The 26,608-nt window shown below is 58.8% G+C and carries 13 protein-coding genes and 8 pseudogenes; 13 read left to right on the top strand and 8 right to left on the bottom strand.

What is annotated here, in order from left to right:
- Positions 1–813: 813 nt before the first annotated feature.
- Together J2R76_RS19305 and J2R76_RS19300 are read right to left on the bottom strand one after the other, a co-directional pair.
- Positions 814–1,998: pseudogene (locus J2R76_RS19305) on the bottom strand (IS3 family transposase).
- Positions 1,999–2,418: 420 nt separating this feature from the next.
- Positions 2,419–3,690 carry a Coenzyme F420 hydrogenase/dehydrogenase, beta subunit C-terminal domain gene (locus J2R76_RS19300; protein WP_253624594.1) on the bottom strand — a complete coding sequence of 424 codons (1,272 nt, stop codon included), beginning with the start codon at positions 3,688–3,690 and terminating at the stop codon, positions 2,419–2,421.
- A gap of 2,271 nt (positions 3,691–5,961) precedes the next feature.
- Between J2R76_RS19300 and J2R76_RS19295 the strand changes: the two genes are divergently transcribed.
- Entirely contained in the window at positions 5,962–6,849 is an 888-nt protein-coding gene (locus tag J2R76_RS19295) for an enoyl-CoA hydratase/isomerase family protein (protein WP_253624551.1), read from the top strand.
- A 57-nt stretch (positions 6,850–6,906) separates the two neighbouring features.
- Here J2R76_RS19295 and J2R76_RS19290 read toward each other — a convergent pair.
- Positions 6,907–8,241 (bottom strand): annotated as a pseudogene (locus J2R76_RS19290) (IS5 family transposase).
- 801 nt (positions 8,242–9,042) lie between these two features.
- Between J2R76_RS19290 and J2R76_RS19285 the strand changes: the two are divergent.
- The 5 genes and pseudogenes from J2R76_RS19285 (at position 9,043) to J2R76_RS19265 (ending at position 15,855) form a co-directional block, all read left to right on the top strand.
- Positions 9,043–10,581, top strand: coding sequence for an ABC transporter substrate-binding protein (locus J2R76_RS19285; protein ID WP_253624593.1), 1,539 nt, complete (start codon positions 9,043–9,045; stop codon positions 10,579–10,581).
- A gap of 64 nt (positions 10,582–10,645) precedes the next feature.
- Positions 10,646–11,602: an ABC transporter permease gene (locus J2R76_RS19280; protein ID WP_253626044.1), complete on the top strand. Its 957-nt coding sequence runs from the start codon at positions 10,646–10,648 to the stop codon at positions 11,600–11,602.
- A 74-nt stretch (positions 11,603–11,676) separates the two neighbouring features.
- Positions 11,677–12,465 (top strand): ABC transporter permease, encoded by a 789-nt coding sequence (locus J2R76_RS19275; protein WP_253626043.1) that lies wholly within the window; start codon positions 11,677–11,679, stop codon positions 12,463–12,465.
- Between the two features lies 1 nt (position 12,466).
- Complete coding sequence (locus J2R76_RS19270; protein ID WP_253624592.1) at positions 12,467–14,290, top strand: ABC transporter ATP-binding protein; 1,824 nt, start codon at positions 12,467–12,469, stop codon at positions 14,288–14,290.
- A 229-nt stretch (positions 14,291–14,519) separates the two neighbouring features.
- Positions 14,520–15,855 (top strand): annotated as a pseudogene (locus J2R76_RS19265) (IS5 family transposase).
- Between the two features lie 258 nt (positions 15,856–16,113).
- Here J2R76_RS19265 and J2R76_RS41075 read toward each other — a convergent pair.
- The 3 genes and pseudogenes from J2R76_RS41075 to J2R76_RS41070 all read right to left on the bottom strand — a co-directional run.
- Complete coding sequence (locus J2R76_RS41075) at positions 16,114–16,401, bottom strand: hypothetical protein (protein ID WP_375166511.1); 288 nt, start codon at positions 16,399–16,401, stop codon at positions 16,114–16,116.
- The gene (locus tag J2R76_RS40840) at positions 16,370–16,738 is read right to left on the bottom strand and encodes a hypothetical protein (protein ID WP_309143546.1); all 369 of its coding nucleotides are present in this window, start codon (positions 16,736–16,738) and stop codon (positions 16,370–16,372) included. Before J2R76_RS40840 ends, J2R76_RS41075 begins: the two co-directional genes overlap by 32 nt.
- A pseudogene (locus J2R76_RS41070) lies at positions 16,735–17,346 on the bottom strand (chorismate-binding protein); the annotation flags it as partial. The pseudogene J2R76_RS41070 and the gene J2R76_RS40840, both read right to left, overlap by 4 nt.
- 536 nt (positions 17,347–17,882) lie before the next feature.
- Here J2R76_RS41070 and J2R76_RS19245 point away from each other — a divergent pair.
- The 7 genes and pseudogenes from J2R76_RS19245 to J2R76_RS19215 all read left to right on the top strand — a co-directional run.
- Positions 17,883–18,509, top strand: a pseudogene (locus J2R76_RS19245) (dethiobiotin synthase).
- A 67-nt stretch (positions 18,510–18,576) separates the two neighbouring features.
- Positions 18,577–18,858 carry a hypothetical protein gene (locus J2R76_RS19240; RefSeq protein ID WP_253624591.1) on the top strand — a complete coding sequence of 94 codons (282 nt, stop codon included), beginning with the start codon at positions 18,577–18,579 and terminating at the stop codon, positions 18,856–18,858.
- 659 nt (positions 18,859–19,517) lie between these two features.
- Positions 19,518–21,056, top strand: a complete 1,539-nt coding sequence (locus tag J2R76_RS19235; protein WP_253624590.1) for a porin — start codon at positions 19,518–19,520, stop codon at positions 21,054–21,056.
- A 288-nt stretch (positions 21,057–21,344) separates the two neighbouring features.
- Positions 21,345–21,940: pseudogene (locus J2R76_RS19230) on the top strand (IS5/IS1182 family transposase); the annotation flags it as partial.
- Between the two features lie 1,014 nt (positions 21,941–22,954).
- A complete protein-coding gene (locus J2R76_RS19225) occupies positions 22,955–23,662 on the top strand; it encodes a CoA transferase subunit A (RefSeq protein ID WP_253624589.1) in 708 nt (235 codons plus the stop codon).
- Positions 23,663–23,686: 24 nt separating this feature from the next.
- Complete coding sequence (locus J2R76_RS19220) at positions 23,687–24,337, top strand: 3-oxoacid CoA-transferase subunit B (RefSeq protein ID WP_018268725.1); 651 nt, start codon at positions 23,687–23,689, stop codon at positions 24,335–24,337.
- Positions 24,338–24,900: 563 nt separating this feature from the next.
- A pseudogene (locus J2R76_RS19215) lies at positions 24,901–25,510 on the top strand (aminotransferase class III-fold pyridoxal phosphate-dependent enzyme); the annotation flags it as partial.
- Here the strand turns inward: J2R76_RS19215 and J2R76_RS19210 are convergent.
- Both J2R76_RS19210 and J2R76_RS19205 read right to left on the bottom strand, forming a co-directional pair.
- Positions 25,510–25,908, bottom strand: a pseudogene (locus J2R76_RS19210) (transposase zinc-binding domain-containing protein); the annotation flags it as partial. The pseudogenes J2R76_RS19215 and J2R76_RS19210 sit on opposite strands and share 1 nt — an antisense overlap.
- A gap of 9 nt (positions 25,909–25,917) precedes the next feature.
- Entirely contained in the window at positions 25,918–26,568 is a 651-nt protein-coding gene (locus J2R76_RS19205; RefSeq protein ID WP_375166510.1) for a tyrosine-type recombinase/integrase, read from the bottom strand.
- Positions 26,569–26,608: the final 40 nt, after the last annotated feature.

The following is a 26,608-nucleotide window of genomic DNA, read 5'->3' as shown; positions in this document are numbered from 1 at the left end:
AGCAACGGTTAGGCAAACATCAGCATTCAAGGCGGCATCGCTTTGAGCGATAGCGGGCGCAACGGGGCATGCGGCTTGCGGTCGCAGAATCTCGCCGGCCGGCCCGATGAGCGGCCGTCTTCTACGCCTTTTTTTCGCCGGCCATTATGAGCAGGAAGGGCGCCACTCACGATCGAGAAAGTCGAGAATGTTCGTGCCAAATCACCAGCTCATTCAGGTTCGAAGGATTCGAGACGTTGAACGTTCCGGCGCGGACGGCGTCGCACGAGATTCAGCTGAGCTTCAGAATAGCCCGTGCTGCCAATGTTGAAGAGGAAGATTCAGGCTAATTACCGCCGCTGTCGTCGAGACGTTGTCCCGGATTGTGAACCTAACGGGCTTGTCGAGTTGCCGCTATCAGAATAGGACGTGCGTGAGCATAGCTCATGGTCAGCGAATGGACGAAGAGCTCCGAATTAATGGGGCACCGGAGAGTCCGCGGCACCTAGACTCACTTGTGAATTTTCTTGCATCGTCAGCCTGCTGAGTAAAAAAATCTCTCAAGGTTCCAAAAGGCGTCATTTATGTTGTTAAGTAACGGCCATGACGCGAGAGCCTGCCGCGGGGAACTGGGAATGCAGGACGAGGATCCCTCGTGAACATTCGTGTCTATTGATAAGCCCAATTCAGGCATCAAACGCGCCAAGGTCGATCTCCAAACCAAGTGCGTAGCTGGGACAAAAGCCGATCAAGTAATAACTTAACTATATTGCAAGCCAACGTATTGGAGTTCATCAATCGCCCAAGTGTTTAACCTGACCTGCCACTGAACTTTCATCCAGCGGAAGTTAGAGTCTCGGTGGGTTGTACGCCAAGTGGCGCGGGTGGAGCAACGGACGATCGGCGGAGCTGGTCGGGGTTGCGCAGCCGAGCGTCCGTTGCGGTGAGAGTGGCGGCGTAGTCCGCGGGCGTGAGGTATTGCAGCGAGGAATGAGGGCGCTCGCCATTGTAGTCGGCGACCCATGCCGCGAGTTTGGTCCTGGTGTCGTTGAGATCGAAGAACAGCGTCTCATTGAGGAGCTCGTCGCGCATCCGGCCGTTAAAGCTCTCGACGAAGCCGTTCTGCATCGGTTTGCCCGGTGCGATGAAGTGCCAGTCGATGCCGGTTTCCTTGCACCAGGCGAGCATGGCGTTGCAGGTGAGCTCGGTGCCGTTGTCGGAGACGATCAGGCCGGGTTTGCCGCGGCGGGCGACAATCGTCGTCAGTTACCGCGCCACACGCCGGCCCGAGATCGATGTGTCAGGAATGGCGCCCAAACATTCCTTGGTGACATCGTCGACGATGTTGAGGATGCGGAAGCGTCGTCCATTGGCGAACTGGTCGTGGACGAAGTCCAGCGACCAGCGCGCATTCGGCTTTGCTTCCACCAGGATGGTGCCCGGCACCCCATGGCCTTGCGGCGAGCCGCCGCTTGCGGACCGTCAGCCCTTCTTCCCGATAGATCCGGTGAATGCGGTTGATCCCTGATGGCTCGCCCTCCCGCCGCAGCAGGACGAACAGTCGACGGTAGCCGAACCGTCGGCGCTCGTGAGCAAGGTCGCGCAGCCGGGCACGAAGATCCGTATCCGGAGGGCGGCAAGATCGGTAACGGACCATCCTCCGATCCGCGTCGACGATCGTGCAGGCCCGTCGCTCCGAAAGGCCCATCACGGCCTTCAGGTGCGCCACAGCGGCGCGCTTGGCGGCGGGCCCTACCATTTTTTTGACAGAAGCTCGCGAAGAGCGGCCGCGTCGAGCATCTGCTCGGCCAAAAGCTTCTTCAGCTTCGCGTTCTCATCCTCGAGCGACTTCAGCCGCTTAGCTTCGGAAGCTTCCATGCCGCCGAATTTGGCCTTCCAATTGTAGATCGTCGCTTCGGAGACTCCGTGTTTGCGAGCCAGGTCAGCTGTCGTCGCCCCAGCCCCATGCTCCTTCAACACTGCGATAATCTGCTCTTCCGTGAACCTTGCTCGCTTCATCTGTCCGTCATTGCTCAGGCCGGAATCTAACTCCATCTGGAGGAAATACTCAGGGGCAGGTCAAACCGTGTTCGGCTGGAATATCTTGGCTGCGAACAGGCAGAAATACCAACGCACGCCGGATTCAGGACTGAAACGGGCGAAGGCGATTTTGATTTAACCTTCGGCGTATGAAGGCGAAGCATTGACCGAAATTGCTAACCGGGCGGTCAGGACGAATGCCGGATATGCCTATGCGAGGTGTTCGCCGGGACCGTTGCTTTCCGCCACATTTGCGGCGAGCTTCCGTGGAGGTACGTGCTCGTCGAGCTGCATCGATGCAATCCGGTCGGGTGCCGTTGTGCGGTGCGAGCTCGCGGTCATTGCCGAACGGACCACGTACGGCCGGCGAAGTTACGACTTTCAAATAGTGACAACAGATCAGATCAGGTGCTCACGGTTCTCTCCGGTGAGCACGCGCCTGACCGTCCCTACGAATTGCCGGAAGATGCTGCGCAAGCCTGCGCGCTTCAGGCCCTCATTCGCGCGGTAGCCGGAAGCCTTGATCGTCCTTTGGCCCATGAGTCGCAGGGCGAACAAAGCAGCGGAAGCAGCCGCCTTCGCGTGATGGTTAGTATGCATCTGATCGATCTCCTCGACCGAAGCCGGTGCAACCTCAAGATATCCTGCGTCGATCGCCGCATGGAGCAACTCCTCGCCAATTGGCGTGCGAACGACGGCCACGTTGACTCCTGGTGCTTCAGCATAAACCGGTCTTCCGTTCTGAAGTATCCAGCCATCTGGCGCGGAGATATCTGCGACTTCGCCTACTCCATCTGGGCAGATCTTGCAGCGAAACTGGAGTTCGTAGCGGAATTTGCCCATGTGCCAACCCCCCGGATAGGGTAGGTCGTAAACGGTTCCGTCGAAGGTCTGCACACGCAGCGGGCCGGGCCATCCTTCCCCACGGTATCGGTACAAGGCGACGTTCAACTCGTCGACGTCGTGGTGGCGCATTACAGCTTTTGCGATGTGGACGGAGTGAACACCACCACAGAAGTTGGTCAACTTGTAGGGGATCAGCCGCTCGATCCGCGGGTCAACACGCCCGAGCGCACAAACGGCCGAGATATCGCAAGGTTTGGCGATCACGGCAAAGCGCTTGCCTTCTTCAAGCAACCGGTGCACCTCCACGAGAGGTGACGATGGGCCATAGCGAGATTGGGCGCCGCGCAGCACTTCGTCCGGTGTTCTCGATATCGTGGATGTTGTCAGCCACGGCTTTCGATCGTCGGCGCGGACATGCAGCACCGCATGAACGCGGCCACTAGTCAGGAGATATCGGCCAAGGGCGGTCAATGTGCCGCCTGCGGCACCCTTGTGACGAACGACCGGGTCGCTGGACCAAGATCTATGTAATTCGCGCATGGGTCCCCATACGGGATGAATGGTGACCCCTTGAGGCCTGCCGGGGCCTTGGACCGACACGCCCGGACAGACGGCCATGATCTGTTCGTTCTTGCTGGCAACGAGTTCACCTCGGACGAGAGGCCGCATGTTACCTTCGATATTGATGCCCATCGATATCACAGGGGCGGCGATGCTCGCGCACACGCCACAGCCTGTGCAGAGGCCGGCGCCCACTACATCCTCGACGTCTCGGGTGGGCCCGGCGAAGAACGTTCGCTTGCCGCGGAACTGCTTGCGCGCCATTGGGCGTCCTCTGAAGCCTCACGATACCTAGTGAGCGGTCTGATTCTCCGGGCGCGCATAGCTGTCTTCACGCGCCGCTGATGATTTCTCGGGGTTCGCCACATTCGCTGCCGCTTATGCTGGAGTCGCTCCGGCGCGGATTCTTGCACAAGGCCCACGCCGGGCACAACGTCCGCGACCGAGCTGACCATTGTGAGCAGGCCTCGGCCGGCAGAGGAGCTTGCGTCAGCCAACGATACGCCCGCCGCGCGCTCAAAAAAATCTGTTGCACGCGCTCGACCGCACGGCCGCACGTCGACTCCGTTGAGGACAAGCCGTGCGGTCCGCTCGCCGCCGACTACCCCGCCTCCCAGCAGTCCAACCGCACGCGGCGGCCGCCAAGGCATGAACTTCGAATTCTCAAACATAAATCTTCTCTGACATGAACTTGTCTCAGTGTGCATCTTGAGGGCGAGCTTCTCCCGCACCTAATCCGGGCTCATCACGCGCACCCCCCATCCGATCGAGGATGTTTGCGCCGCCTTAGACTAGAGTTAGGCCTTGTCGCCAGCCGCGCCTGGGAGAGGTTCGGGTTATCTTCCAACCCCACTCGCGCATTGGTCTCCACCATCGGCGCCGACGTGACATACGGAAGTTGCATCCATCCGATTCACTTCAGAGATCGTCCTCACCTTCCCATCTCACGATGTTCGATTTCAGAGGCTAGCGCCAGCGTTGACTAGAATTCATCGAACTGGTCCATCGGAAACTCCTGCGGCACCGCCTCTGCGAAGGCCTTGGTTGCGGCCTGTCCGCATCCTAGCAATCGGCGTGCCGCTCGTGGAATTCTGTGCGCGGGTTGTTACGAAAGAGAACACATCTAGCTAATCACGCTGCGGGTCGTCAGAAGTTTGACATCGACGTAGTCAACCGAACACGTCTGGTTGGACCCAGTTGGCACTACAGATGCCGTCTCATGTGAGGCGGTCGTCCTCGTGCCGAGCTTGAACAAGCTTGACGAGACGCGCCGATGGCATGTGGCTTCGGGTTGATCTGAGAGCATTTTTGTCGAATTCTTGTGAGACACCGAGTACGACGGCCAGAAACTCATCAGCGCCAAATCCGACCGCTCGATTGGCCGGACAATCGGCAATGCCAGCTGGGCCTGCAAGATGATGGAATATTCGCGCGACAGCTCCTGTTCAAGGGATTGTACGATCGTGGAGGCGGACCGTGTCGCGCCCACTAAGCAGTTGCTAGAGCAGGAGGCCCGGGGACGGATCCTCTAGGCTACCAAGGGAGTGTCTCTCCGGCCCTGCCGGGATGGAAGCAGAAGTATATTTAAAAGCAGTTGTCCTCCGATGAAGTTGTCGACTCGTGAGCTACCACGCGCACGAGACGGACTTTCTCGATGACAACGTGAGGGTAGTCGTAAGGAGCGAGAGCGCGTTCGCCATGGGACTTCCATTCGAGATCCGTCGACTTAAAAAGGGCAGTGCACAATGGCTTCGGCATCAACGGGACGCGTCAGCGACGCCATTGACCCGTTTGAGCGGCTTAATTCCTAAAGCGCCCGGGATGGCCTGGGCATGCTTGCTTTGGAGGAAAGCCCTTTCGTCGGCAAACTGGCGTTTGAACTTCCCGCGGCCGTCGGCGTTCCGTCGTGGAACTCCATCTCCCATGTACTAGGAGTTACCGACTCGCGCGGCGGACCACTGAACTACGTATCTTGGTGAAGCTCGGCGCCACGGGATTCCAGCGAACTACGTCAGGGCTGATCACATGCTCCAACTATCTGTAGTTTTCAGTAAGTTATCCGTATGGGCTGACGCGCTCTGCTGGCTCGCGATTTTGGTTTCGCAACTCGCCAAATGCCTGTTAACGCATCTGGACTCCTCCTGCTCTTGGTAGTTCTGCGTCAGCTCGATCCGTATGATAATGCTTATATAGGCGCCGAAGAGCTTCGGGAATGGCGTGGAACCTGGGAAAGCAAGGCGGTGTTCGCCGGCTCGGTGCGTATGATGCCGCGGCAACATTGACGAGCAAAAACGCTGGTCCGCGCAAGGGCGCGGTGTCAACTTTTTCACACGAGTTCTCCCAATCGTAGCGAAATTCGCGGTGTCTCGGCGACGACACCTTTACTCAAGCTGCTCGGCACAACTCACCGGAGGGGACGACTTACGCCATTGGCCTTGCTGATTACCCGCCGCGTTCCGATAGAGTTCGCCAAATCGGATAGAGTTCCCTAGATTCGATGAAGAGTGATCGGCAACAAAACCAAAGGAGCATCTGATGGAGTACAGCACCATTCTCTACAAAGCGGACGACCGTGTCGCGTGGATAACTCTGAATCGGCCGACCAAAAGGAATGCGTTCTCAATTAAGCTCTGCAACGAATTTCAAGATGCGCTCGTGATCGCCGAACGCGATCCGGACGTTCGCGTGATCGTGGTCAAGGGAGAGGGCGGCCGGGCGTTTTCTACCGGATTTGATATGGATGAAGATAAGACCGAGTTCGGGCCGGCAAACATTGATGATTGGACCATCAATGATTTGAACAGGTCTTTCGATCACGGCGTGAAGTTTCTGCATTCAGTGTTTCACTGCTCCAAGCCCGTTATCGCGATGATCGACGGTTACTGTCTGGCCGGGGCCTTGGACTTGGCTACGTTGTGTGACATTCGCTACTGCTCTGACGATTCGCGATTCGGTTTGATTGAGGCCCGGATGGGGATTGGTGACACGGAACTGCCGATGATGTCGCACTTGATCGGTCAGCGTTGCCGCGAACTGATCTATACGGGAGACATGTTCGACGCCCAAGAGGCGTACCGGCTCGGCCTCGTAAATCGTGTCTTCCCCAAGGATCGACTTGAGGAAGAGGTGACGCGCATCGCGAAGCGCATGTCTCGGGTCGCACTGCCAACCTTGGTGTGGAACAAGAAAGTACTCAACAACACGCTCCACGCGGCAGGCCTCGATTCTGCTCTGCGATATGGCTTCGCCGCCGACTTGATCATTAGTAGATCGGATTCCGAGTTCAAGCACTTCCGTGAGTTGGCACGCACTGAAGGGGCGAAGGCAGCATTCCAGTGGCGCGACTCAATCTTCGCGCCATTCGAATCCGAAACATCATGGGTTTCCTCGCGCACAGCACCCAAACGGCCAGGGAAGGGTTGAGCATGGAGCAACCTGAGCAGCATTCACCTCGAATGCTTCAGTTGACCTAGTCGCCCGTTAAGAAGCCGGATTGAGCTGAACTGGACAGTTGAGCGAGCGCCAGAGCGAGACCAACAATAGGCACAAAAGTTCTCTGAACCAGGCGAGGACGCGGCGGAAGTTGTGGCCGACAGCTGAGAGGAGGACGTTGGCGGCGTCGCCGGCACGGCCTTTGAGATAGCGCCGGCCGAGGTGCCCTTCGGCCTTCAGATGTCTGATGATGGGCTCGATGGCGGAGCGGCGGCGCAGCTCGCGCTTGATGACGCCGAAGACGTCGCGCTTCTGGCCGGAGATGAAGACGCGGCGGGGATTTTGCGCGTCGTGGCCGCGATAGCCCTTGTCGACATAAGCCCGCTCGATCGCACAGCCGGTGAATGCCTCGGTGCGGTCAAGGACGTCCCGCAATGTGTGACCGTCGTAAGGGTTGTCGGGCAGCGACTTGGCATGCAGCGCGAACAGGCCGCCGGGAGCTCGGCGGTTGTTGGTAACGATGGAGGCCTTCACTCCGAACTCATAAGGCGCGGCGGCCCTGTCCTTGCCAATGCACTCGACCTCCGGGGCATGAAAGGAATACGGCTTCCAGCCGCGTTGTCGCTCCTGCTGCGAGCGGATCTGCGGCGCCCTGCCAAGCGGGAGGGCGAACGCCTCCTCCAGTGTCGCCTGACCCTCGATCTTGCGGCGGACGTCACGAATGATCCGTCCCAGCCGGCTGCGCAGGATGCGCAGCTGCCGCTGATGCCGGTTGAACTGTTTCGCATGAGCGTAACGGCCCGCCATCATCGCCGCGCTTTTTGCCACGCGAGAATAGGATTGCCGCAGCCTGACCCCGTGCTTCCTCGCCAGGCGCGCGGTTCAGCCCGCGGATCGCTGCATGCAGCAATTTGGCGTCGGTCGGAAAACTAATCGCCTTCGGCTGCACGGTGATGTCGACCGAGACCCGCTTAAGGTCTTGGCTGCGCAACGCACCGGCCTCGTGCGCCACCCGAAGGCTCTCGGCCAATAATCGCTCCAGCTTATCGCCGAGCCGCTTGCGCCAATGGCTCAGGTCCGAGCGCTCGTGCTGGAAAAACTCCTCGCCGGTGAAAAACTGGAAGTACGGGTCGTCGACCCCAGCGCTCCCCCCTCGTCGGACAGCCCATAAATGTGCTTGAGCAGCAACAGCCCGATCATGAAGCGGGTCTCGATCCCCGGTCTGCCGTTCTCGCTGTAGAGCGGGGCAATCTCCCCATCGATTCAGTCGCAATCGATTCTGCCGGCGAGCAGAACCAGCTCGTGCTTCAAGTTGATAATCTGATCCAACCCTGCCCGGAACAGATCGTTCGATCCCGTCGTCTTGCGCTTATTCGGCCGCATCGCTCCTCCGATGCACCACAGAACCACGGTTCACAACGAAGAGGAATCCTCAAAAATTGAATTTGCAAGATTTGCGGCGCCCATGCCTCAAATCCCTGCAATCTCAAACGCCATCAAATCCCCAAAAACAGACTCCCGCTCAATCGCTTACAGGCTGTTCACGAACGACGACCTGCGCGTGACAGCCTGAGCGCGACGCGACGGCGTCGTCGCGCCCATTCCTGGACTTCCCAGTCGACTCATGGCCTTCGCCGGCAACCGATTCACACACAAAAAAGTTTTCAATTGGAGATGCATCAGCACTACTCCGGAATCGTGGTCGTGATCCGCTGACCATATTCGATGTGTTCCAGGCGCGAATGCTACCAGATCTTGCAGTGGCGCGCCCGAATAACAGGTCGTAAAGGCGATCCGTGTTCGCAACAAATTGAAGCGCGCCAGCGTGTACAGCGCTCACCTCCTGCCAGTATTTGGCTGGACCTCGCGGGAGGGCGCGGAAAGAGCATCACCCTTCAGCTGGGAAAGTTAGACCAGATAAAGCTTGCGGCGACAGCGCCACCTCGGATCGATCAGCGACGAAGCTGTATTCTAAGCTGAATCCCGTCGAATGGCTGCACACAATGAGAGATTTGGATGCAAAACCTTGATGTTCATGTTCTCAAACTATACGACGAGCTGGCACGGAAGCTTGGAAGGGCCATCCTTGTTAAATTGTTGGATGCAAGAGGAGTTGTCGAAATCAGAACTGAAGATCATCGAAGTGTGCAGTACTGATGCGTCGCGTCACAGGATGAGCATGGGATGTCTCGCCGCCAGATGATGAACCTGCTTGTTGCGGCCGGTATGTCGATCGCTGATGGCGCGGTTGCGACATTCAACCCAGTCTATGCGCAAACTCCGCGCCGCGGCGGCAAGATCAAGATTGCGACGGCCGCGAGCTCGACCGGCGAGACGCTCGATCCTGCGAAAGGTCTTAACCACACGGACTATTCGCGCGCATTCATGTTCTATAATGGGCTCACCGTGCTCGATGAGACACTGACCCCGCAGCTCTGCCTTGCAGAGGAGATTGCTTCGAGTGAGCGTGCAACTGCGTGGAATATCAAGTTGCGTGACGATGTACGGTTCCATGATGGATCCCCGCTCAGCTCTGCCGATGTCGTCTACTCTCTGCAACGCCATAAAGACCCATCTCTCGGCTCGCCGGTACGAAGCCTAGCCATGCTAATGGAGGAGATCACGGCGACTGGTCCGAGAGAGGTGCGTATCCGCCTCTCTGGCCCGAATGCCGACCTGCCAGCCATGTTGGGATACTGGCATTTCCTGATTGCTAAGTATGGCGCAACCGACTTTCGTACGGCGAACGGCACCGGCCCATATAAGTGCCAAGAATTTCAGCCAGGCGCGAGCTCTATCGCTGTGCGCAATCCTGAGTACTTCAAATCCGGGAAGCCCTATCTCGACGAGATTGAGCTTTTCGGTATTACTGACGAACTGGCGCGCGTCGACGCATTGCTCTCGGGTGATGTCCACTTCATCAGTGCTATCAACCCGCGCTCGGCGCAGCGCATCATCTCGGCCCCCAATCTCTCCTTGTTTGAGACCAAGGCCAACGGATATCAAGACCTCGCACTTCGGCTTGACCAGACGCCTGGTTCGAACCCAGATTTCGTGCTCGCTATAAAGCATATGTTCAACCGCGAGCAGATCCGACGCGTGGTCTACCGAAACTTTGCGGTCGTCGCCAATGATCAGCCCATCGATCCCACCAACCGCTTCTACAACTGGAGCTTGCCTCAACGTCCCTTCGATCTTGACAAGGCGCGCTTTCATCTGCAACGGTCCCGCTTTGCCCATCAGACATTTCCGATCGTCGTCTCGCCGGCAGCGCTGAGTTCGGAAGAGATTGCGCAACTGCTACAGCAGAGCGGTCGCCAGATTGGTCTCAACTTCGACCTGCAGCGCGTCCCAGCCGACGGCTACTGGTCCAACCACTGGATGAAGCACCCAATCGGTTTTTCAAACACTCAACCTAAGCTAAGTGCTGATCTTGCGTTCAGTTTGGGTTTTGCGACAAAGGCCCCCTGGAACGAGAGTGCCTTGCACAACGACCGTTTTGATCAGCTGTTACTCGAAGCCCGCGCCGAGACCGACAATGACAGGCGACATCAGATGTACGGCGAAATGCAGCGCCTCGTGCACGAGGGCTCCGGCGTATGCATCCCGGTGTTTGCGACAATCCTTGATGCGCATGTGCGGCAGGTGCAGGGGCTCACGGCAATTCCAACAGGCGGCATGATGGGCTTCAACTTCGCCGAAAGCATTTGGCTCGACCAGTGAACGTCCCTAATGCTTTTGAAAGTGGGGTCGTGCATGGCGGGACGTCGGGGCCATGACGATGATTATCAAGACAGTGTTGATCCGTCTCGTTGTGAACAGGGTCGCTATTGCGATCTTGACGCTCCTATTTGTTTCAGTCGCGGTGTTCGTTGGTACCGAAATCCTGCCTGGCGACGTCGCGCAATCCGTACTCGGCCAAAGCGCAACGCCAGAGGTGGTTGCTGGCTTGCGGCAAGCCCTTCATCTCGATCAGCCGCCTTATATCCGCTACTTCCTTTGGCTTGGTGGTTTGCTCACCGGCGATCCCGGCCACTCGCTCGTTAACCATCTACCTGTTGCGACCCTCATCGCAAGCCGTCTACCTAACTCGCTCATGCTCGCAACTATAACAGCCACGGTTTGCGTGCCGATTGCGCTGGCACTCGGTGTGCTATCAGCGATTTGGCGTGGCAGTTTCTTTGACCGCGCAGCCAGTTTCCTGACGCTTTCGGTCGTTGCGGTACCGGAATTTCTGATCGCGACGCTCTCCGTCATTGTCTTCGCCGTCCACCTGCGCTGGTTTCCCGCGCTGTCATACGCGACCGGGATCGTCTCGCTCCGTCAATTCTTTCGGCTATTTGCGCTTCCCGTCTTGACGCTAAGCTGCGTGACGATCGCACAGATGATGCGCATGACGCGCGCCGCTGTGATCGAGACGCTTCGTTCATCCTATGTCGAGATGGCTATCTTGAAGGGCGCACGCCCCATGCGCGTCGTTCTGGTTCATGCTCTTCCGAACGCGATCGGTCCCATCGCGAACGCAGTGGCGCTCAGTCTGTCCTACCTTCTCGGCGGCACAATCATCGTCGAGATCATTTTCAACTATCCGGGGCTGGGGCGTCTTCTAGTCGACGCGGTTTCGACGCGCGATATGCCGCTCGTCCAGACCTGCGTCATGATGTTCTGCTCAGCCTACCTGATCCTGGTCATGCTCGCCGACATCGCCGGCATTCTCTCAAACCCGAGGCTTCGCAACGAATGAGCGTAGATAAGACGATCGCTGCCCTCAAGACGCTGGCCCCGCCGCGTCGCCGTCCGTGGCTACCGGCAGTCGGTATGTTTGGCGCCATCATCGTCACCTTCTGGACAGTGATGGCGATCGTGGGGCCCTACATCGCGCCACATGACGTTGGCGTGATGGTAGACGATGACGTGTTCGGACCGATGCACCGGGGAGTGCCGCTCGGTAGCGACTATCTCGGTCGAGATGTGCTCAGCCGCATTCTTGTTGGCGCTCGCTACTCGATCGGCGCCGCCGCCGCAGCGACCGTTTTCGCTATCTTCATGGGCGGCACGCTTGGCATGCTGGCTGCCGTCTCGCGGGGGGCGGTCGACATGACGCTCAGCCGCTTCTTCGACGCGCTCATCGCGATTCCGAGCAAGATGTCCGCCCTGGTCGCCATCGCTGCGCTCGGCTCCTCGATTCCAATCCTAGTCGGCACAGTTGCGGTGATTTATACGCCCGGCGCCTTCCGCATCTGGCGCGCGCTAGCGGTGAACGTGAACGCGCTTGACTTCGTCGAGGTAGCGCGCGCCCGCGGGGAAGGCACCGGCTATCTCATCCGCGAGGAGATCCTGCCGAACATCGCTGGCCCAGTTCTGACGGATTTCGGCCTTCGTTTCGTGTATTCAATGGTGCTGCTATCGAGCCTTTCCTTCCTCGGCCTCGGGGTCCAGCCGCCCAATGCAGACTGGGGCTCGCTCATACGCGAGAATATCGGCGGGTTGGCTGACGGCGCGCTCGCGGTCGTCATGCCGGCGGTTGCGATCGCAACGCTGACAATCGGTGTAAATCTTCTCATCGACAACTTACCAGACCGTTGGTTCTCGACTAGAGAGGACTGAGATGGCCCCACTCGTGAAAGTCGAAGGCCTGCGTGTCATTGGACGCGGTGAAGGCGGGCGGCAGAACATCATCGTCAAGGACGTCAGCTTCGAGGCGAACCCAGGCGAGGTGGTTGCCCTGATCGGCGAATCTGGTTCGGGTAAGACGACCATTGCCTTATCCCTAATGGGCTATACCCGATCGGGCGCACACATCGTCGACGGCAGCGTGACCTTTGACGGACGCAACGTCCTCGACATGAGTTCGCGCGAGCTGTCCGGCCTTCGCGGGCGCGACGTTGCCTACGTTGCGCAGAGTGCTTCGGCTGCCTTCAACCCGGCTCATCCTCTTCTCAAGCAGGTGATTGAGAGTTCGCAGATCCATCGCACCATGTCGGGGACCCATGCCGAGACGAAGGCGATTTCGCTTTTCCGCGAGCTCGTGCTGCCAAATCCTGAGCATGTGGGCGACCGCTATCCACATCAGGTTTCGGGCGGCCAGCTGCAACGCCTGCTCGCAGCAATGGCACTCGTTAACGATCCTAAGCTCGTCATTTTCGACGAACCGACCACGGCACTCGATGTGATAACACAAATCGAGGTGCTACGGGCTTTCAAGAAGGCGATCAAGGAACGTGGCACGACGGCGATTCACGTGTCGCACGATCTTGCGGTGGTCGCGCAGATGGCTGACCGAATTATTGTGCTGCGAGACGGTATGATCCGCGAGGTCGACGCGACCGGCCGCATCCTCACACAGCCGAAAAATGACTATACTAGGAGCCTCCTGGCGGCTGCGGAGCCGCGGGTTCGGCCGGTCAGCAACGACCAAGCGCAGGAGACGTCCGTACCACCGGTGCTACAGATTAGAAATGTCGTTGCGGGCTATGCCTCCGTCGATCGCGAAGGCGTGCCCGCGGTGCCGGTGCTATGCGATGTCAACCTCACCATCAAGCCGGGCTCGACGCTCGGTGTCATCGGGGAATCCGGTTGCGGCAAGAGCACGCTGGCCCGCGTCATCGCTGGCCTTCTGCCAGCGCAGCGGGGTGACGTGCTGCTCAATGGTGCAAAGCTTCCGGCCAGCGTCGCCGAACGCACATGCGACCAGCTTCGCCGCATTCAGATTGTGTTTCAGATGGCCGACACCGCGCTGAACCCGGCGCGCCCGATTGGGCGTATTCTCGGCCGCCCGCTTGAGTTCTATCACGGATTTGGCGGCGAAAAGCGGCGGCGGCGTGTCGCCGAGCTACTTGAAATGGTGCGCCTGCCGGCTACCATGGTTCATCACTACCCGAGCGAACTCTCGGGAGGGCAAAAGCAACGCGTGAATCTTGCGCGAGCCCTCGCTGCCGAGCCGTCGCTGATCCTCTGCGACGAAGTGACCTCCGCGGTGGACACCGTAGTAGGGGCTGCAATTCTCGACCTTCTAGCCGACCTGCAGCGAGAGCTCGGTGTTTCCTACCTCTTCATCAGTCACGACTTGTCGACAGTCAAAGCAGTTTGCGACGAGGTGATGATCCTCTATGCTGGGCAAATGATGGAGTACGGCAGCCGCAGGGCGCTGCACGACCGCCCCCTCCATCCTTATTCCGATCTCCTGATCTCCTCGGTGCCGGAGCTGCGCCAGGGTTGGCTCGATGAGATCAGCGAAACGGCCCGGAAGGAGGCGTCCACTGGCGAGGCCCGCCGCGGCCCGGGTCCGACCTGCAGCTTCTTCGAGCGTTGCTCTGTGCGTATTCCCGGGCGCTGCGACGTCGAACCAATTCCATTGCGACGTTTTTCGAAGGGCGCGGACGTCCGCTGCGTGCGTACGGAACAGGAACTTGTCGCGTTGACGGCCCGGTGAGCACGCCGCCGGATCGCGATATTGACGTTAGGAGCGTCGTGCAAAGGGTAACGATAGATAGTCGTCCGTGAAGAATGCGGATTGACCTAAGAAATAAGCAGAATTGGTCTTTGATGTAGTATTCGATTTTGCAAGAAAGCGGGGTGTTGGACCTCGTTTTCTTGCGTTTTAGGTTTTGCTTTTGGCGGTTCGTGATTCCCTGACGGCGTCGTCGACATTGGGGAATGCGATGAGCAAGCCGCGGGATGATCGCCAGAAAGACCTGTTGCTTCCGGCGCTTGATCAGATCATCGACATGGGTCATCCGCTGGTGCGGTTGGCCGCGCTGATCGGCTGGAACATCCTGAATGAGCGCTTCAGTTCGGTATGCCAAGCAGGGTCGGGGCTGCCGGGCTTGCCGACGCGGCTAGTCGCTGGGCTGTTCATTTTGAAGCACATGCACAACCTGTCAGATGAGGTGCTGTGCCTCGCTGGATCGAGACCCCTATTACCAATACTTCTGCGGCGAGCTGAGCTTCCGCCACCGCTTGCCGTTCGATCGATCGTCGATGACGCGCTGGCGGCAGCGGCTCGGCGAGGAGCAGCTCGTTGCGCTAATCTAGGAAAGCCTGTCGGTGGCGCACAAGCAAGACAGGCGCCATCGGCCCGAAGGACCAGGAGCGCGTGGTGGTCGATACCACGGTGCAGCCCAAGGCGGTTGAGCATCCGACCGACGCGCGGCTGCTGCATCGAGCAATCATCAAGCTGGTCGGGCTCGCCAAGCGCAACCGTGTGCCGCTACGCCAGAGCTATCTGCGCCTGGCCAAGCGCGCCGCCATCATGACCGGCCGCTATACCCACGCCCACCAGTTCAAACGCGCCCGGCGGCAGCTCAAGTTCCTGCGGACACGGCTTCGCCGGATCATCCGCGACCTCCGCCACAAGATTAATGGCGATACGGTACTGGAAGCTCGGTTGCGCCCGTTGCTCGGTTTAGCGCAGCAAATGCGCAGCCAGGATCAGCATCAGCGCGGTCCGAAGGTCTATGCGTTACATGCTCCGGAGGTTGAGTGCATCGGCAAGGGTAAAGCCGGCGCGCCCTACGAGTTAGGCTGCAAGGTCAGCATAGCCACCCCTGTGACGTCTCCGAAGGGCGGCCAGTTCGTGCTCCATGCCAAGGCCCTGCATGGCAATCCCCTCGATGAGCACACGCTCGGTCCCGTAATCGCCGACATGGAGAAGCTCACCGGGGTGGAGGCTCGCCGTATCCACGTCGACAAAGGATATCGCGGTGATAACCACCCGCATCGATTCAGGGTCTGGATCTCGGGTCAGTCCGCCGCGTCAGCGCTTCCATCCGTCGCGAGATGAAGCGTCGCGCGGCTGTCGAGCCCCTCATCGGCCACGTCAAGGCCGAGCGCCGTATGGACAGAAATTATCTCAAGGGACGCCCCGGCGACCGCATCAACGCTGTTATCGCCGCCGCCGGCTATAACTTCGGCCTGCTGCTGAGATGGCTCGCAGAGATCTTGCGTGTCATCATCCGAGCCTTCTTCGAGACCGTCCCGGCTCGAAACACCGCTTGAGCCGGGCGCCGGCGCCAGTTCTTCACGAGCGACTTGATACATTGCCCTCACTGGCCGCCACGCTGGACTGTGTTTCCCGATGCGCTCATTACGCCCCCGGGGCGAAGCACGGATTTGACAGCGGTTACATCGCTGGGAGTCGGGTTAGCAACGTCTCCGAGGCATTTTGGTTCTCCGTGGTGCGTTAGCTCATTATTGACCGAGTTGCCATTGAGCGAGCGCGTGGGTCTACACGTGTGTGCGACATAATCTCAGGTCCTAGCGCTCAAAGCGGACTGTGCTTCGCAAGAAGTTCTGCAGGAACATGTCGCCTTCTTCGGTGAGGATCGAGTCCGGGTGGAACTGCACGCCAAAAGTTGATTGGTTGCAATGGGCGAGGGCCACGTTCTCGCCTTCCTCCGAACGTGCCGTGACCCTGAGAGGGGACGCGCGTGACTGATCGAGTTTTGATGACAGGAGAATGGTAACGGTCAACGCGGATTGGCGACGGGAGACCCTGAACAGCCTTCGGTGGTCACGCGTTACGGCCGAGGAGCGACCGTGCATGGGGCGGCTTGCACGCACCACGCGACCGCCGAAGACGCTTCCAGCATTGGTGCCCGAGGCAAATGCCCAGAACCGGCACGCGACCTGAAAGTTCGCGAATGACGGGCATTGATATTCCGGCCTCCGCCGGAGCGCGGGGACTGGTAGAGATAACGATTGCCCGCGGCGTGAATCCAGCGAGATCGCGGACGGTCGCCACGTCGTTCGGAATCACTTCCGTCGCTTCACCAAGTTTATTGAAGTATCGAACAACGTTGAAGACGGAGGAGACGCAACTGTCGACGATGACAATCAAGATGCACCAGATGTTCCAGCTAGGAATGCGTCGAAGATTCACCGCGCTTTGATGAGCGTCTCCTCGTATTCGTTCCGTGGATCCGACATCGCTGTTATCCCGCTATCGGCATGAAATACCGCAAGATCAGAGTTGAGTGCTACAGTACGGATCGCGATATTCGCATCCATGCGGCCGTTGAACTCGATGAAGCCGATCGCGCGCCGAAGGTGCGCTCGATGGAGTTTATCTCGGAGATCGAACGTGTTGCGCGAGCAAGACCCATCTCGCTACTTCGAGCTTGCCTTCCTGGCGTCACGATTGCGGGCGCGGCTCTTTTGCAAGTTTCCCTTCAACGATTGACACCAGTTGGTGCACCGAAGCGTAGGTTTCGAGCTTGCAGAGCGCCACAACCTCCGCTGAGTCCGCAGTGCAAACACGTGATAAATCGTTCCGCAGCAGATCAACGATCGTCGTGTTCTCGGCACGGCCCTTCTCGGATGAATTTAGAATCTCAGCGCGGCGCTGATCTTCCCGAGGGCAGCCGATCGTGCAATCGTGCCTTTGATGGGGCGCGTTTCGACGTCCCGTCCGTTTAGCTTTAAGAAGCGTTCGGGCGAACTCGACGCAATCGTCAGCTTGCCGTAGCGCAAGAGAGCTGCAAAAGGTGCGGTACGGCTCCTGCTCGCAGGGCGCTCACTGTGATATCAGACCGAAAGCCACGGGCTTGGTCAATCGCGTGGTCGTCGTCCCTACCGCGCAGTGGCCAACCAAGCACCATGCGCATTCGCGCGCGGCTCTATGTCGCATCGAGGCTCGGTAGCTCACCGAGCGATGTGCATGGTTCCAATATAGGTGCTGAATGCAAGTTACCTTGATCAAGGGCAAAATCGATCGTGCATCGTTCACCCAAGTTGATCTGCAGGCAGTATGACAACCCAATCTCGATCGATCGTGGTCTGATGGACGCGCCGAGATATTGTCGCCGACAAACGTCGAAGTCTTCAACACCGAAACTGGAGCGCGCGTTACTATCTGCCTACGTGATTGAGGCGCCCCGAGGTTCGGGCGCGATTGACGCGTGAACGGCGCGGCCACGAGACTGGCGATACCCGGAGAGAAAGTTGTTATCGTTGCCTATTCCTGTTCAGGCAAAGTCGAGGTAGTGCCGGTCGACGGCAAAAGTCGCATCTTGTCAGGATGATAGATGAGGAGGCCAAGCTTGCTGATTGAGGGGACGAGGAGGCTGGTATCTATGCAGATCGTGGTGACCGGCACGGACGCCTGGATCGGAAAAACGGTCTTTTGCGCGGGGCTCGCTGACCTTCTCGGCGCGGACTATTGGAAGCCGATTCAGGCTGTCGTGAAAGGAGAGACCGATTCTGAGGTGGCCGCACGGTTGAGCAATCTTTCGCCCGAACGGATTGTGCCGGAGCGTTATCGGCTTCGGACATTCGCTTCGCCTCATTGTTCCGCCGAAATTGATGGAATCGACATCGATTCGGATTCACTCGATGTGCCGGCCTCTGGCGAGCGACCGTTCGTGATCGAGGGCTACGGCGGGCTGATGGTGCCGCTGAGAGGCGACGCACTCTATATCGATCTCCAAGCAGGGCGCTCGGCACCGTCAATCACTCGCTGCTCTCGATAGAGGCTCTGCGAAAGCGCGAGATTCCCATCCTAGGCACCGCCTCCATTGGCAAAAAATGCTGAGGCTCAGGTCGCAATACGCGAGATCGGCCGGGTGCATTGGTTAGGCCGATTACCCTGGCTTTCTCCACTGACGCCTAACACACGGCAGGCCGCGTTCCTTGCTGATGATTTCAAACCATGACCCCATCGTCCCAAATTCGTTCGCAGCTATGTATGTAGAAGGCTTTTAGTTTTTGCAGGAGGCGCTGTTGCACTGGACTTCCGATTTGCGTGACGGGGGCATTTTCGCAAATTACACCGAGCGCTTTTTGGCCTCGCCACTCGCGCGTGGCTATGTCATTCGGCTGATCGAGCTCGACCCGGGATGTGAACTCACGAATACCATCACGCCAGAATTCGCTTTGAGCCATAAAGCTTCACTGGCGCTTGCCAATGAGCGCGAAAGGCGGGCAGTTCGATGTCGAAAGCCTTGTATTGCTTCTCCGTCCCAAACGGCAGACGAGCAATTGCTCTTGTCGGTCAGAGCTTGACGCTGGCCAGCAACTCCACCGTTCAGTCTGGATTTAACCTGTGTACTCCCCGGCGAGAGTTGGCGAGGTGCGCTACGCTGAGGTGCGCGACCCCACGAAAGTCTTGCCAATGAGCAGGTTACTTTGGCGACAGGAGTACGACCGGAAAGAGCTAGAACTAGACTACGAATGTTCGGTGATGGTTCTTGTCCGCAGTTGCCGGAAGTGCCGATTATTCGATTCAGCGTCTCGCCTGCCAAGCAATCGCCGGCCGGGGGGCGTCTTCGTGGGCTCAGTATGCAGGCTCCTATGCGGACAATTCTGCCAGCTCCGCAATCTATGGTGTCCATATCGTGGATTCAGCAACGAGAGTATTCTCAAGAGCACGATGAAGTTGGTCTTGACGATCCGCTCACTTCGCGAGTGGCGGCTACCAGCGGTTTTCAGCGCGCGAGTTCGATACGGAGGCCGCTTCATGAAGAGCGCCATGGGCTGGTTGTGATGATTGCCTGCGCGAACGAGATTGCTTCTGGCGTCCGTTGGAGTCGGTCGTGAATCGATGAATTCTCGAATTCGATGCAGAATTTCTGCAATGCGCGCCTTACATTGGGAAATATCGACTTTGGAGACGCTTAATATGTATTAAGCGGAGGGAGAATCCGCTCCAAAGGGGGATATCCATGAAACTTACGAATAGTCTGTTACTCGGCTCTGCAGCAATCATTGCGAGTGCGGGGGTGCAGGCGGCCGATCTTCCGGCGAAGGCGAAGCCGAAGCCTATCGAGTACGTAAAGGTCTGCTCGCTCTATGGCCCCGGTTTCTACTACATCCCGGGCACTGACACCTGCGTGATGATTGGTGGCTATTTGCGTGTCACTGCCGGTTTCAACACAAATAGTATTTTGTACACTGCCGATGCCGGTTTGGGTGGGGCACGTAATCGACTTTCCAACGGATACACAGCCCATTCTCGTGGAGCTTTAAACATCGATACTCGTACCGCGACCGAGTATGGCGTGGTGCGCACCTACTTCCAAGGCGTTTTCAAGTGGACTGATGCGGGTTACAGCGGGGCCGGAAACGGATCGACGGTTTACGCGTCGCTCGGCGGGGTTCAGGCGCCGAACAATGCCAACCCGGGCGCTGTCGCTGGCGGTGTACTCGGTACGTACGACGCGTTCATCCAGTTCGCTGGGTTCACCGTCGGTCACGCACTTTCGCAGTTCTCTGCGCCTTGGGCCGACTATCCGGGCAACTACTACGACATTACGGGCAGCGGCGGTTGGGAGCGCGTGAACCAGTTCACGTATACTGCCGATTTCGGTCAAGGCGTCACAGTATCATTGTCGGCTCAAGATCAAGTCCAAAACTACACAAGCAACATCTGGAACGTGAGTGTCGCATCAGCCGCAGGTCTCGCTGCGGGTTCGTACGGTGGCAATGATATTGCCGGAACGGTCGCTCCAGACCTCGTCGCCATGCTTCGTGTTGACCAGGCGTGGGGCCTGTTCCAGGCGTCGTTTGCTGCTCACGACAACCATGCAGCCTACTATGGTGGAACTGAGCTCACCGGCCATCCGGACGACAAGTGGGGTTGGGCTGGTCAGCTAGCATTGTCGATCAAGAATATCCCGACCGGCCCGGGCGACACCATCAATATGGCGGGCGTGTATACGAAAGGTGCAAGCCGTTATAACTTCCACAGCTACATGAACAGCACTTTCGCGATGTACGGCGGAACGAGTTTGGCGGGTGTTTACCAGAGCGTCGGACTTGCTGGACTTTCCGACTCCGTGTTCGTGACTGGCTCCGGCCAGGAGTTGACTACAACCTTTGGCTTTAACGGCGCGTACACTCACAATTGGGATCCGCACTGGGCCAGCTCTATCTACGGTGGGATTGGCGCCGTACGCTATGATAACACGGCTAAAGGCTACATCTGCGGTGCGGTAGTCGCGGGGCTCGCATTGTCGAGCGGGTTCTCCGGCTGTAATCCCGACTTCAACTATTCGAGTGTCGGTACAACTCTCCGCTGGACTCCGGTCAAGAACCTGACCTTCGCGGCCGATCTCAATTACACAATGCTAGACCAGAAGTACGCGAGCGGAAGCATCGTCACACTACCGCAGCAGTCAAATATCGCAAAGCCGGGTGCTGCATATGAGCTGAAGAACCAAAACGTTCTGACGCTGGCAATCCAAGCTCAGCGCAATTGGTGACACTCTGGCAAAGCCACAAGAAGAGAAACGGAGCGGATTTCTTTATCTGCATTTGGCCTCCAAACAGCGCCCCCGGCATGCCCGCTGGAGGCGATTTTCTTTTCAATCACGATTGGCCATGTTCGGGCGCTAGCTTTGACTTTTGGATTTTTCGAAAGCCTCAACTGCAACGTGTGTTGGTGCGACATCGTGAGACGATCACGCGTCCGTTCCCTCCGCTGCGCGAGTGCGCCGTCGAGCTGACCTGCCGATGCTTATCACTGGGACGAGGACTGGACGATCCGAGCCGCCAAGCAATTCAAGCGGCATCAGCGGCAGTTGCGCATCATTCGCGGCCGGCTGGGTCGGATCATCCGCGATATCCGCCGCAAGGTAGAACGTCAGGCTGTGCTCGAGAACGCGTCCGCCCTCCCGCTCAGCCGAGCTTCGCAGATCCGCTCGCAGCAGCGCCAGCGCGGCTGGAAGCCTTATTCCTTCCACTCCCCGGCGGTGAGGTGCATCGGCAAGGGCAAAGCAGCAGCGCCTTACGATTTTGGTGTCAAAACCTCCATTGTCACCAACAACCGCCGTGCTCCCGGTCGACCGTTCGTGCTGCACCCAAGGGCGCTACCGATAACCCGTACGACGGTCACACCTTGCGGGACGTCATCGACGCACCGAGACACTCGCGGCCGCGCGACCGAGCGGGCCCATGTCGACAAGGGTTGCCGCGGCCGCAACGCACAAAATTCCCCAAGTCTTCATCTCTGGCCTGAAGGTGCGGCGTCTTGGGTGTCATCAAGCGCGAGCTGCGACGCCGCTCCGCCATCGAACCCATCATCGGACACCTGAAAGCCAATGGTCACCCTGGCCGCTGCTATCCCAAGAGCCGGCCTGACGATGCGACCTGGCTCCAGAACAACGGCCCCGCGAGCCTTACACGCAGCCAAATCACTAGGAAATGCCCCTATTAGCCAGTGATGGAGCATCGAGATGATCAGATCGATTACTCACCGAGAACTCCAGGCTTGTGGAACTATCGGTTCCGAGACCATTCTTTTGTCGTGTCTGATGAACAGCATTTCGGGCGCCGATTAGCTGTGAGTTTCGAGCGTGCATTGCATTTTTTGCGCTGAATGGACCCATCGTGACCTGACGAGCAATTGGCGCCAGATCGATTGCAAATGTTTGTCCATGAGATCGCGAGTGTCGTCCCGCTCCGAGATTCGTCACTTCGGCCGGGTTTAGGTCCGTGCTTAATTTGACCGAAAGCCATAATCTCGAGGTTCGCTTGGTTGCCGCGGCCACAAGCGTGTTCGCACCAAGAAAAATGTAGCGTAATCGACCTTGGCGGAGAACTCCCGAAACCGGCGGATAGTTAGCGGACGGCTCTCTTAACCGGCCTGAGATAGGTAGCTGCCCAGGTTTCAAAAGGTTCGTAGTGGTCGGCGCGAATTTCGCGATGATGTCCTGCATTAAGGAAAGAAATTCGGTGGATGTAGACTCTTTAGGGGCGAGAGCGGCCGACTTTCCTCCTCAATCCAATTTAAATTCATGTGTAGATGGAGCCCCGCCAAACGGCGCGGCAAGGAGTTGCATCGAATGAGCACCAACACGCTTTGTCCAATCCGCGGAGTCACGTGGTGACCGAATGGTGCCCCGCCATGACGCGGCTAGGTAGCGCGCGACCTAATCCCCGGCCGTAGCGCTCGACCCTATCGCAGTGCAATCGGCCAAACGGGCAATAAACCGTTTTTCGTAGCCTGCGATCAGGTGCGCGCTCGGCGCTCGCAGGTTCCCTGGGACGGGCTTGTTTCCATCTCGGTGACCCGCGGCGAAGAGTTCTCCTAACAACTCCGGACCAATACCAGCTGTCAGCGGTTTCGGCCGTCAGTGCCCCTTCATCACGTTAGTCATTCATGAACAAAGTTTATCCCGACGCCAAATCGGCACTCGATGGTCTCCTCAAGGACGGCATGATGATCATGTCGGGCGGCTTCGGCCTCTGCGGCATCGCCGAGACCCTGTCGGACGCGATCCGCGACTCCGGCGTCAAGGGCCTCACGGTCGTCTCCAACAATGCCGGTGTCGACGGCATCGGCCTGAGCCGGCTGCTGGAGACGCGCCAGATCAAGAAGATGATCTCGTCCTATGTCGGCGAGAACAAGCTGTTCGCCCAGCAATATCTCGCCGGCGAGCTCGAGCTCGAATTCAACCCGCAGGGCACGCTGGCCGAGCGCATCCGCGCCGGCGGCGCCGGAATCCCGGCCTTCTACACCAAGACCGGCGTCGGCACGCTGATCGCCGAAGGCAAGGAAGTGAAGGAATTCGACGGCGAGAAGTACATCATGGAGCGCGGCCTGTTCGCCGACGTCGCCATCGTCCACGCCTGGAAGGGCGACACCGCCGGCAACCTGGTCTACCGCAAGACCGCGCGCAACTTTAACCCGATGATGGCCACCGCCGCGAAGGTCACCGTCGCCGAGGTCGAGCATCTGGTGCCGGCCGGCGAGATCGACCCGGATCACATCCATACCCCCGGCATCTTCGTCAAGCGCATCATCGAGGTCGGCTCGGCCAAGAAGCGGATCGAGTTCCGCAACACCCGTCCGCGGCCCGCAGCTTAAAACATTTTTCCTCAGGAGAGCCTCATGGCCTGGACCCGTGAACAGATGGCCGCCCGCGCCGCCAAGGAGTTGCGCGACGGCTATTACGTCAATCTCGGCATCGGCATCCCAACGCTGGTTTCGAACTACATCCCCGACGGCATCGACGTCAGCCTGCAGAGCGAGAACGGCATGCTCGGCATGGGCCCGTTCCCCTATGAGGACGAGGTCGACGCCGACCTGATCAACGCCGGCAAGCAGACCGTGAGCGAGCTGCCCTCGACCAGCTATTTCTCGTCGGCCGATTCCTTCGGCATGGTGCGTGGCGGCCATATCGATCTGTCGATCCTCGGCGCCATGCAGGTGGCGCAGAACGGCGACCTCGCCAACTGGATGATCCCCGGCAAGATGGTGAAGGGCATGGGCGGCGCCATGGACCTCGTCGCCGGCGTCAAGCGCGTCGTGGTCGTGATGGAGCATTCCGCCAAGGACGGCCCCAAGCTGCTCAAGCAGTGCAATCTGCCGCTGACCGGCGAGCGCGTGGTCGACATGGTGGTCACCGATTTGGCGGTGTTCACCATCGACAAGCACGGCAAGGACGGCATGGCGCTGATCGAGCTCGCCGACGGCGTCACGCTCGACGAGGTCAAGGCCAAGACCGAAGCGGAATTCCGCGTCGCGCTGAAGAATACATAGGGCGATCGCGAGCATGACGACACGGTCCGCGCGTTCTGGTTACGCTCGTTCAATCGCAGAACCATCCTCGTTGCATTCATCAATATTGATCCGTACTGCGCGGAGGCGAATCAGCAGGTACCGGCAGAAGGCGACGATCAATATCGAGGACTTCTACTGACTGCACGGCTCCAGAAGCGCAAGGCAGATGCCATCTCGGTCTTGGCGGCGAGAGGATTGAGATCGTGTATATCGAATTTGTGAATTTCGATAGACTCTGCTTCGGATCGCACAAACAGTTCGCTTTTTGCCAATCTAGTGCAGTTTTCGCCGAGGGACACCTTTCGAATCGGGTTGCGACCCGTCGGAATTGCCTGAGCTTTCAGAAGCAGCATTCGACGAGATGACGCTGGGCATAGAGATGCTTGTCGAGCGGATGTTCTAGCTTATCCCTCTCACGTCCGAAGCGCTGCAAGTCGCATTCAAGAGGTCGTTTGTTCGTGATGATTTCTTGAATCCATGATGCCAAACGTGAAGTCTCGACGATCTGGCATCCGTTCACGCAACACGCACATCAAGGCGAAATGACGAAGGTCGCGCGTGGCCAGGGCGCCTATCTCCACATCGCGGATGGTCGTCGCATCGTCGATGCAATCTCATCCTGGCGGGTTGACCCAAGGCCATTGCCACCCGCATATCGTGAGGGCCATTCAGGAGCAGGAAGCAAGCTCAACCAGATCATCTTCGCCGGCCATATTCATGATCCGGCTGAAAGGTTGCTGCGCTACTCTATTTGCGCCTTCTGATCTTGACCACGTCTTCTTCCGACAGTGGCTCGACGAGTGTGGAAGTAGCGCTGAAGATGGCACTCGGCTATTGGCATAATGTCAGCGAGCAGCGTCCTGATGCAGCACTCCTATCGCGACGATAAGGTTGGGGCAATGTCAGTCGGCACCCGGGGCGTGTTTAACGAAGCATGCGGACCCCTACTGTTCGACGTCACCTCGGTCCCATTCCCTGCGAGAGGTCATGAACAGGTGACGCTCGATGCACTCGAGTTTGCATGCCGAAATGAAATTCCGGCCGGGCCTTTTGATATTGGGGACGGGCGGAATTCCGATTTACCCAGCATGGGTGCTCATGAAGCGGATCTGCGAGGCCTCGGAGGTGCTGTTCATTGCATACGAGGTCATGGCACTGATGAGACGGATCGTCTCGGCTGCCGTCTTGAGCAAGATGTCGTAGACCACCGCCTTGTTCTGTAGCGCGATGGCGGCCACGGGCGCCGGCACGGTGAAGACGACATGAAAATAGGGCACCGGCAGCAGGTCGGCTTGGCGATCGGCGAGCCATTGGGCGCTCGCGAGCTCTTGGCACTTTGGACAGTGCCGATCGCGACAGCTGTTATAGGCGACGCGAACCAGGCCGCAGTCGTCGCACCGCTCGACATGGCCGCCGAGCGTCGCGGTGCGGCACGCCTCGATGGCCGCCATCACACGGCGCTGGTCGGATGAAAGCCGAGAGCTCTGTGCGGCACGGAATGCGGCGCCGTGGCGGCGGAAGATGTCCGCCACCTCGAGCACGGGGCGCATCTGCGCAGCTCAGTCGGGTGGGATCACCGTGATGGAGAGCCGGTCGAATGGGCTGGTCGTGCGGGCGAGCAGATTCGTCGCAACCTGAGCGTAGCGCGCGGTCGATCCCAGGTAGGCATGTCCGAGCAAGACCTGAATGATGCGGATGTCGATCCCGCCTTCCAGGAGATGGGTGGCAAACGAGTGCCGGAGCGTGTGGACAGTGATCGGCTTGGCAATCCGAGCACGGCGACGGGCGGCCCGGCAGGCGGCCCGGATGGCGGGGATGCTGGCATGTTCACCTGGGTCTTGGCCTGGAAATAGCCACAGGCCCGACCGTGTTCGCGTCCAGTACGCACGCAGAATCTCCAGCAGCCGCGGCGAAAGCATCGCGTAGCGATCCCTGCCGCCCTTGCCGTTCTCGATGTGGAGCAACATTCGCTTGCTGTCGATTGAGCTCACCTTCAGGCGGACGACCTCGCCAACCCGTAAGCCCGCCGCGTAAGTGGAGGTCAGCACGACGCGGTTGCGCAATCCCGTAACGGCCCCGAGGAAGCGCTCGATCTCTTCGACACTGAGGACGAGCGGGAGCTTGTCAGGCTTCTGGCCCCCGATGATCCGCTCGAATGTCTCCGACTGCCCGAGCGTCACGCCGTAGAGGAACCGCAGCGCGCAGGCCACCTGATTGATGTGGGACCACGAACGCTTCTGGCTAATGAGA

It is taken from the genome of Bradyrhizobium sp. USDA 4532 (assembly GCF_024171315.1).
GTDB lineage: Bacteria > Pseudomonadota > Alphaproteobacteria > Rhizobiales > Xanthobacteraceae > Bradyrhizobium > Bradyrhizobium australafricanum.
Note: the sequence above shows the minus strand (reverse complement) of the source record. Positions and strands in the feature narration are given on the sequence as shown.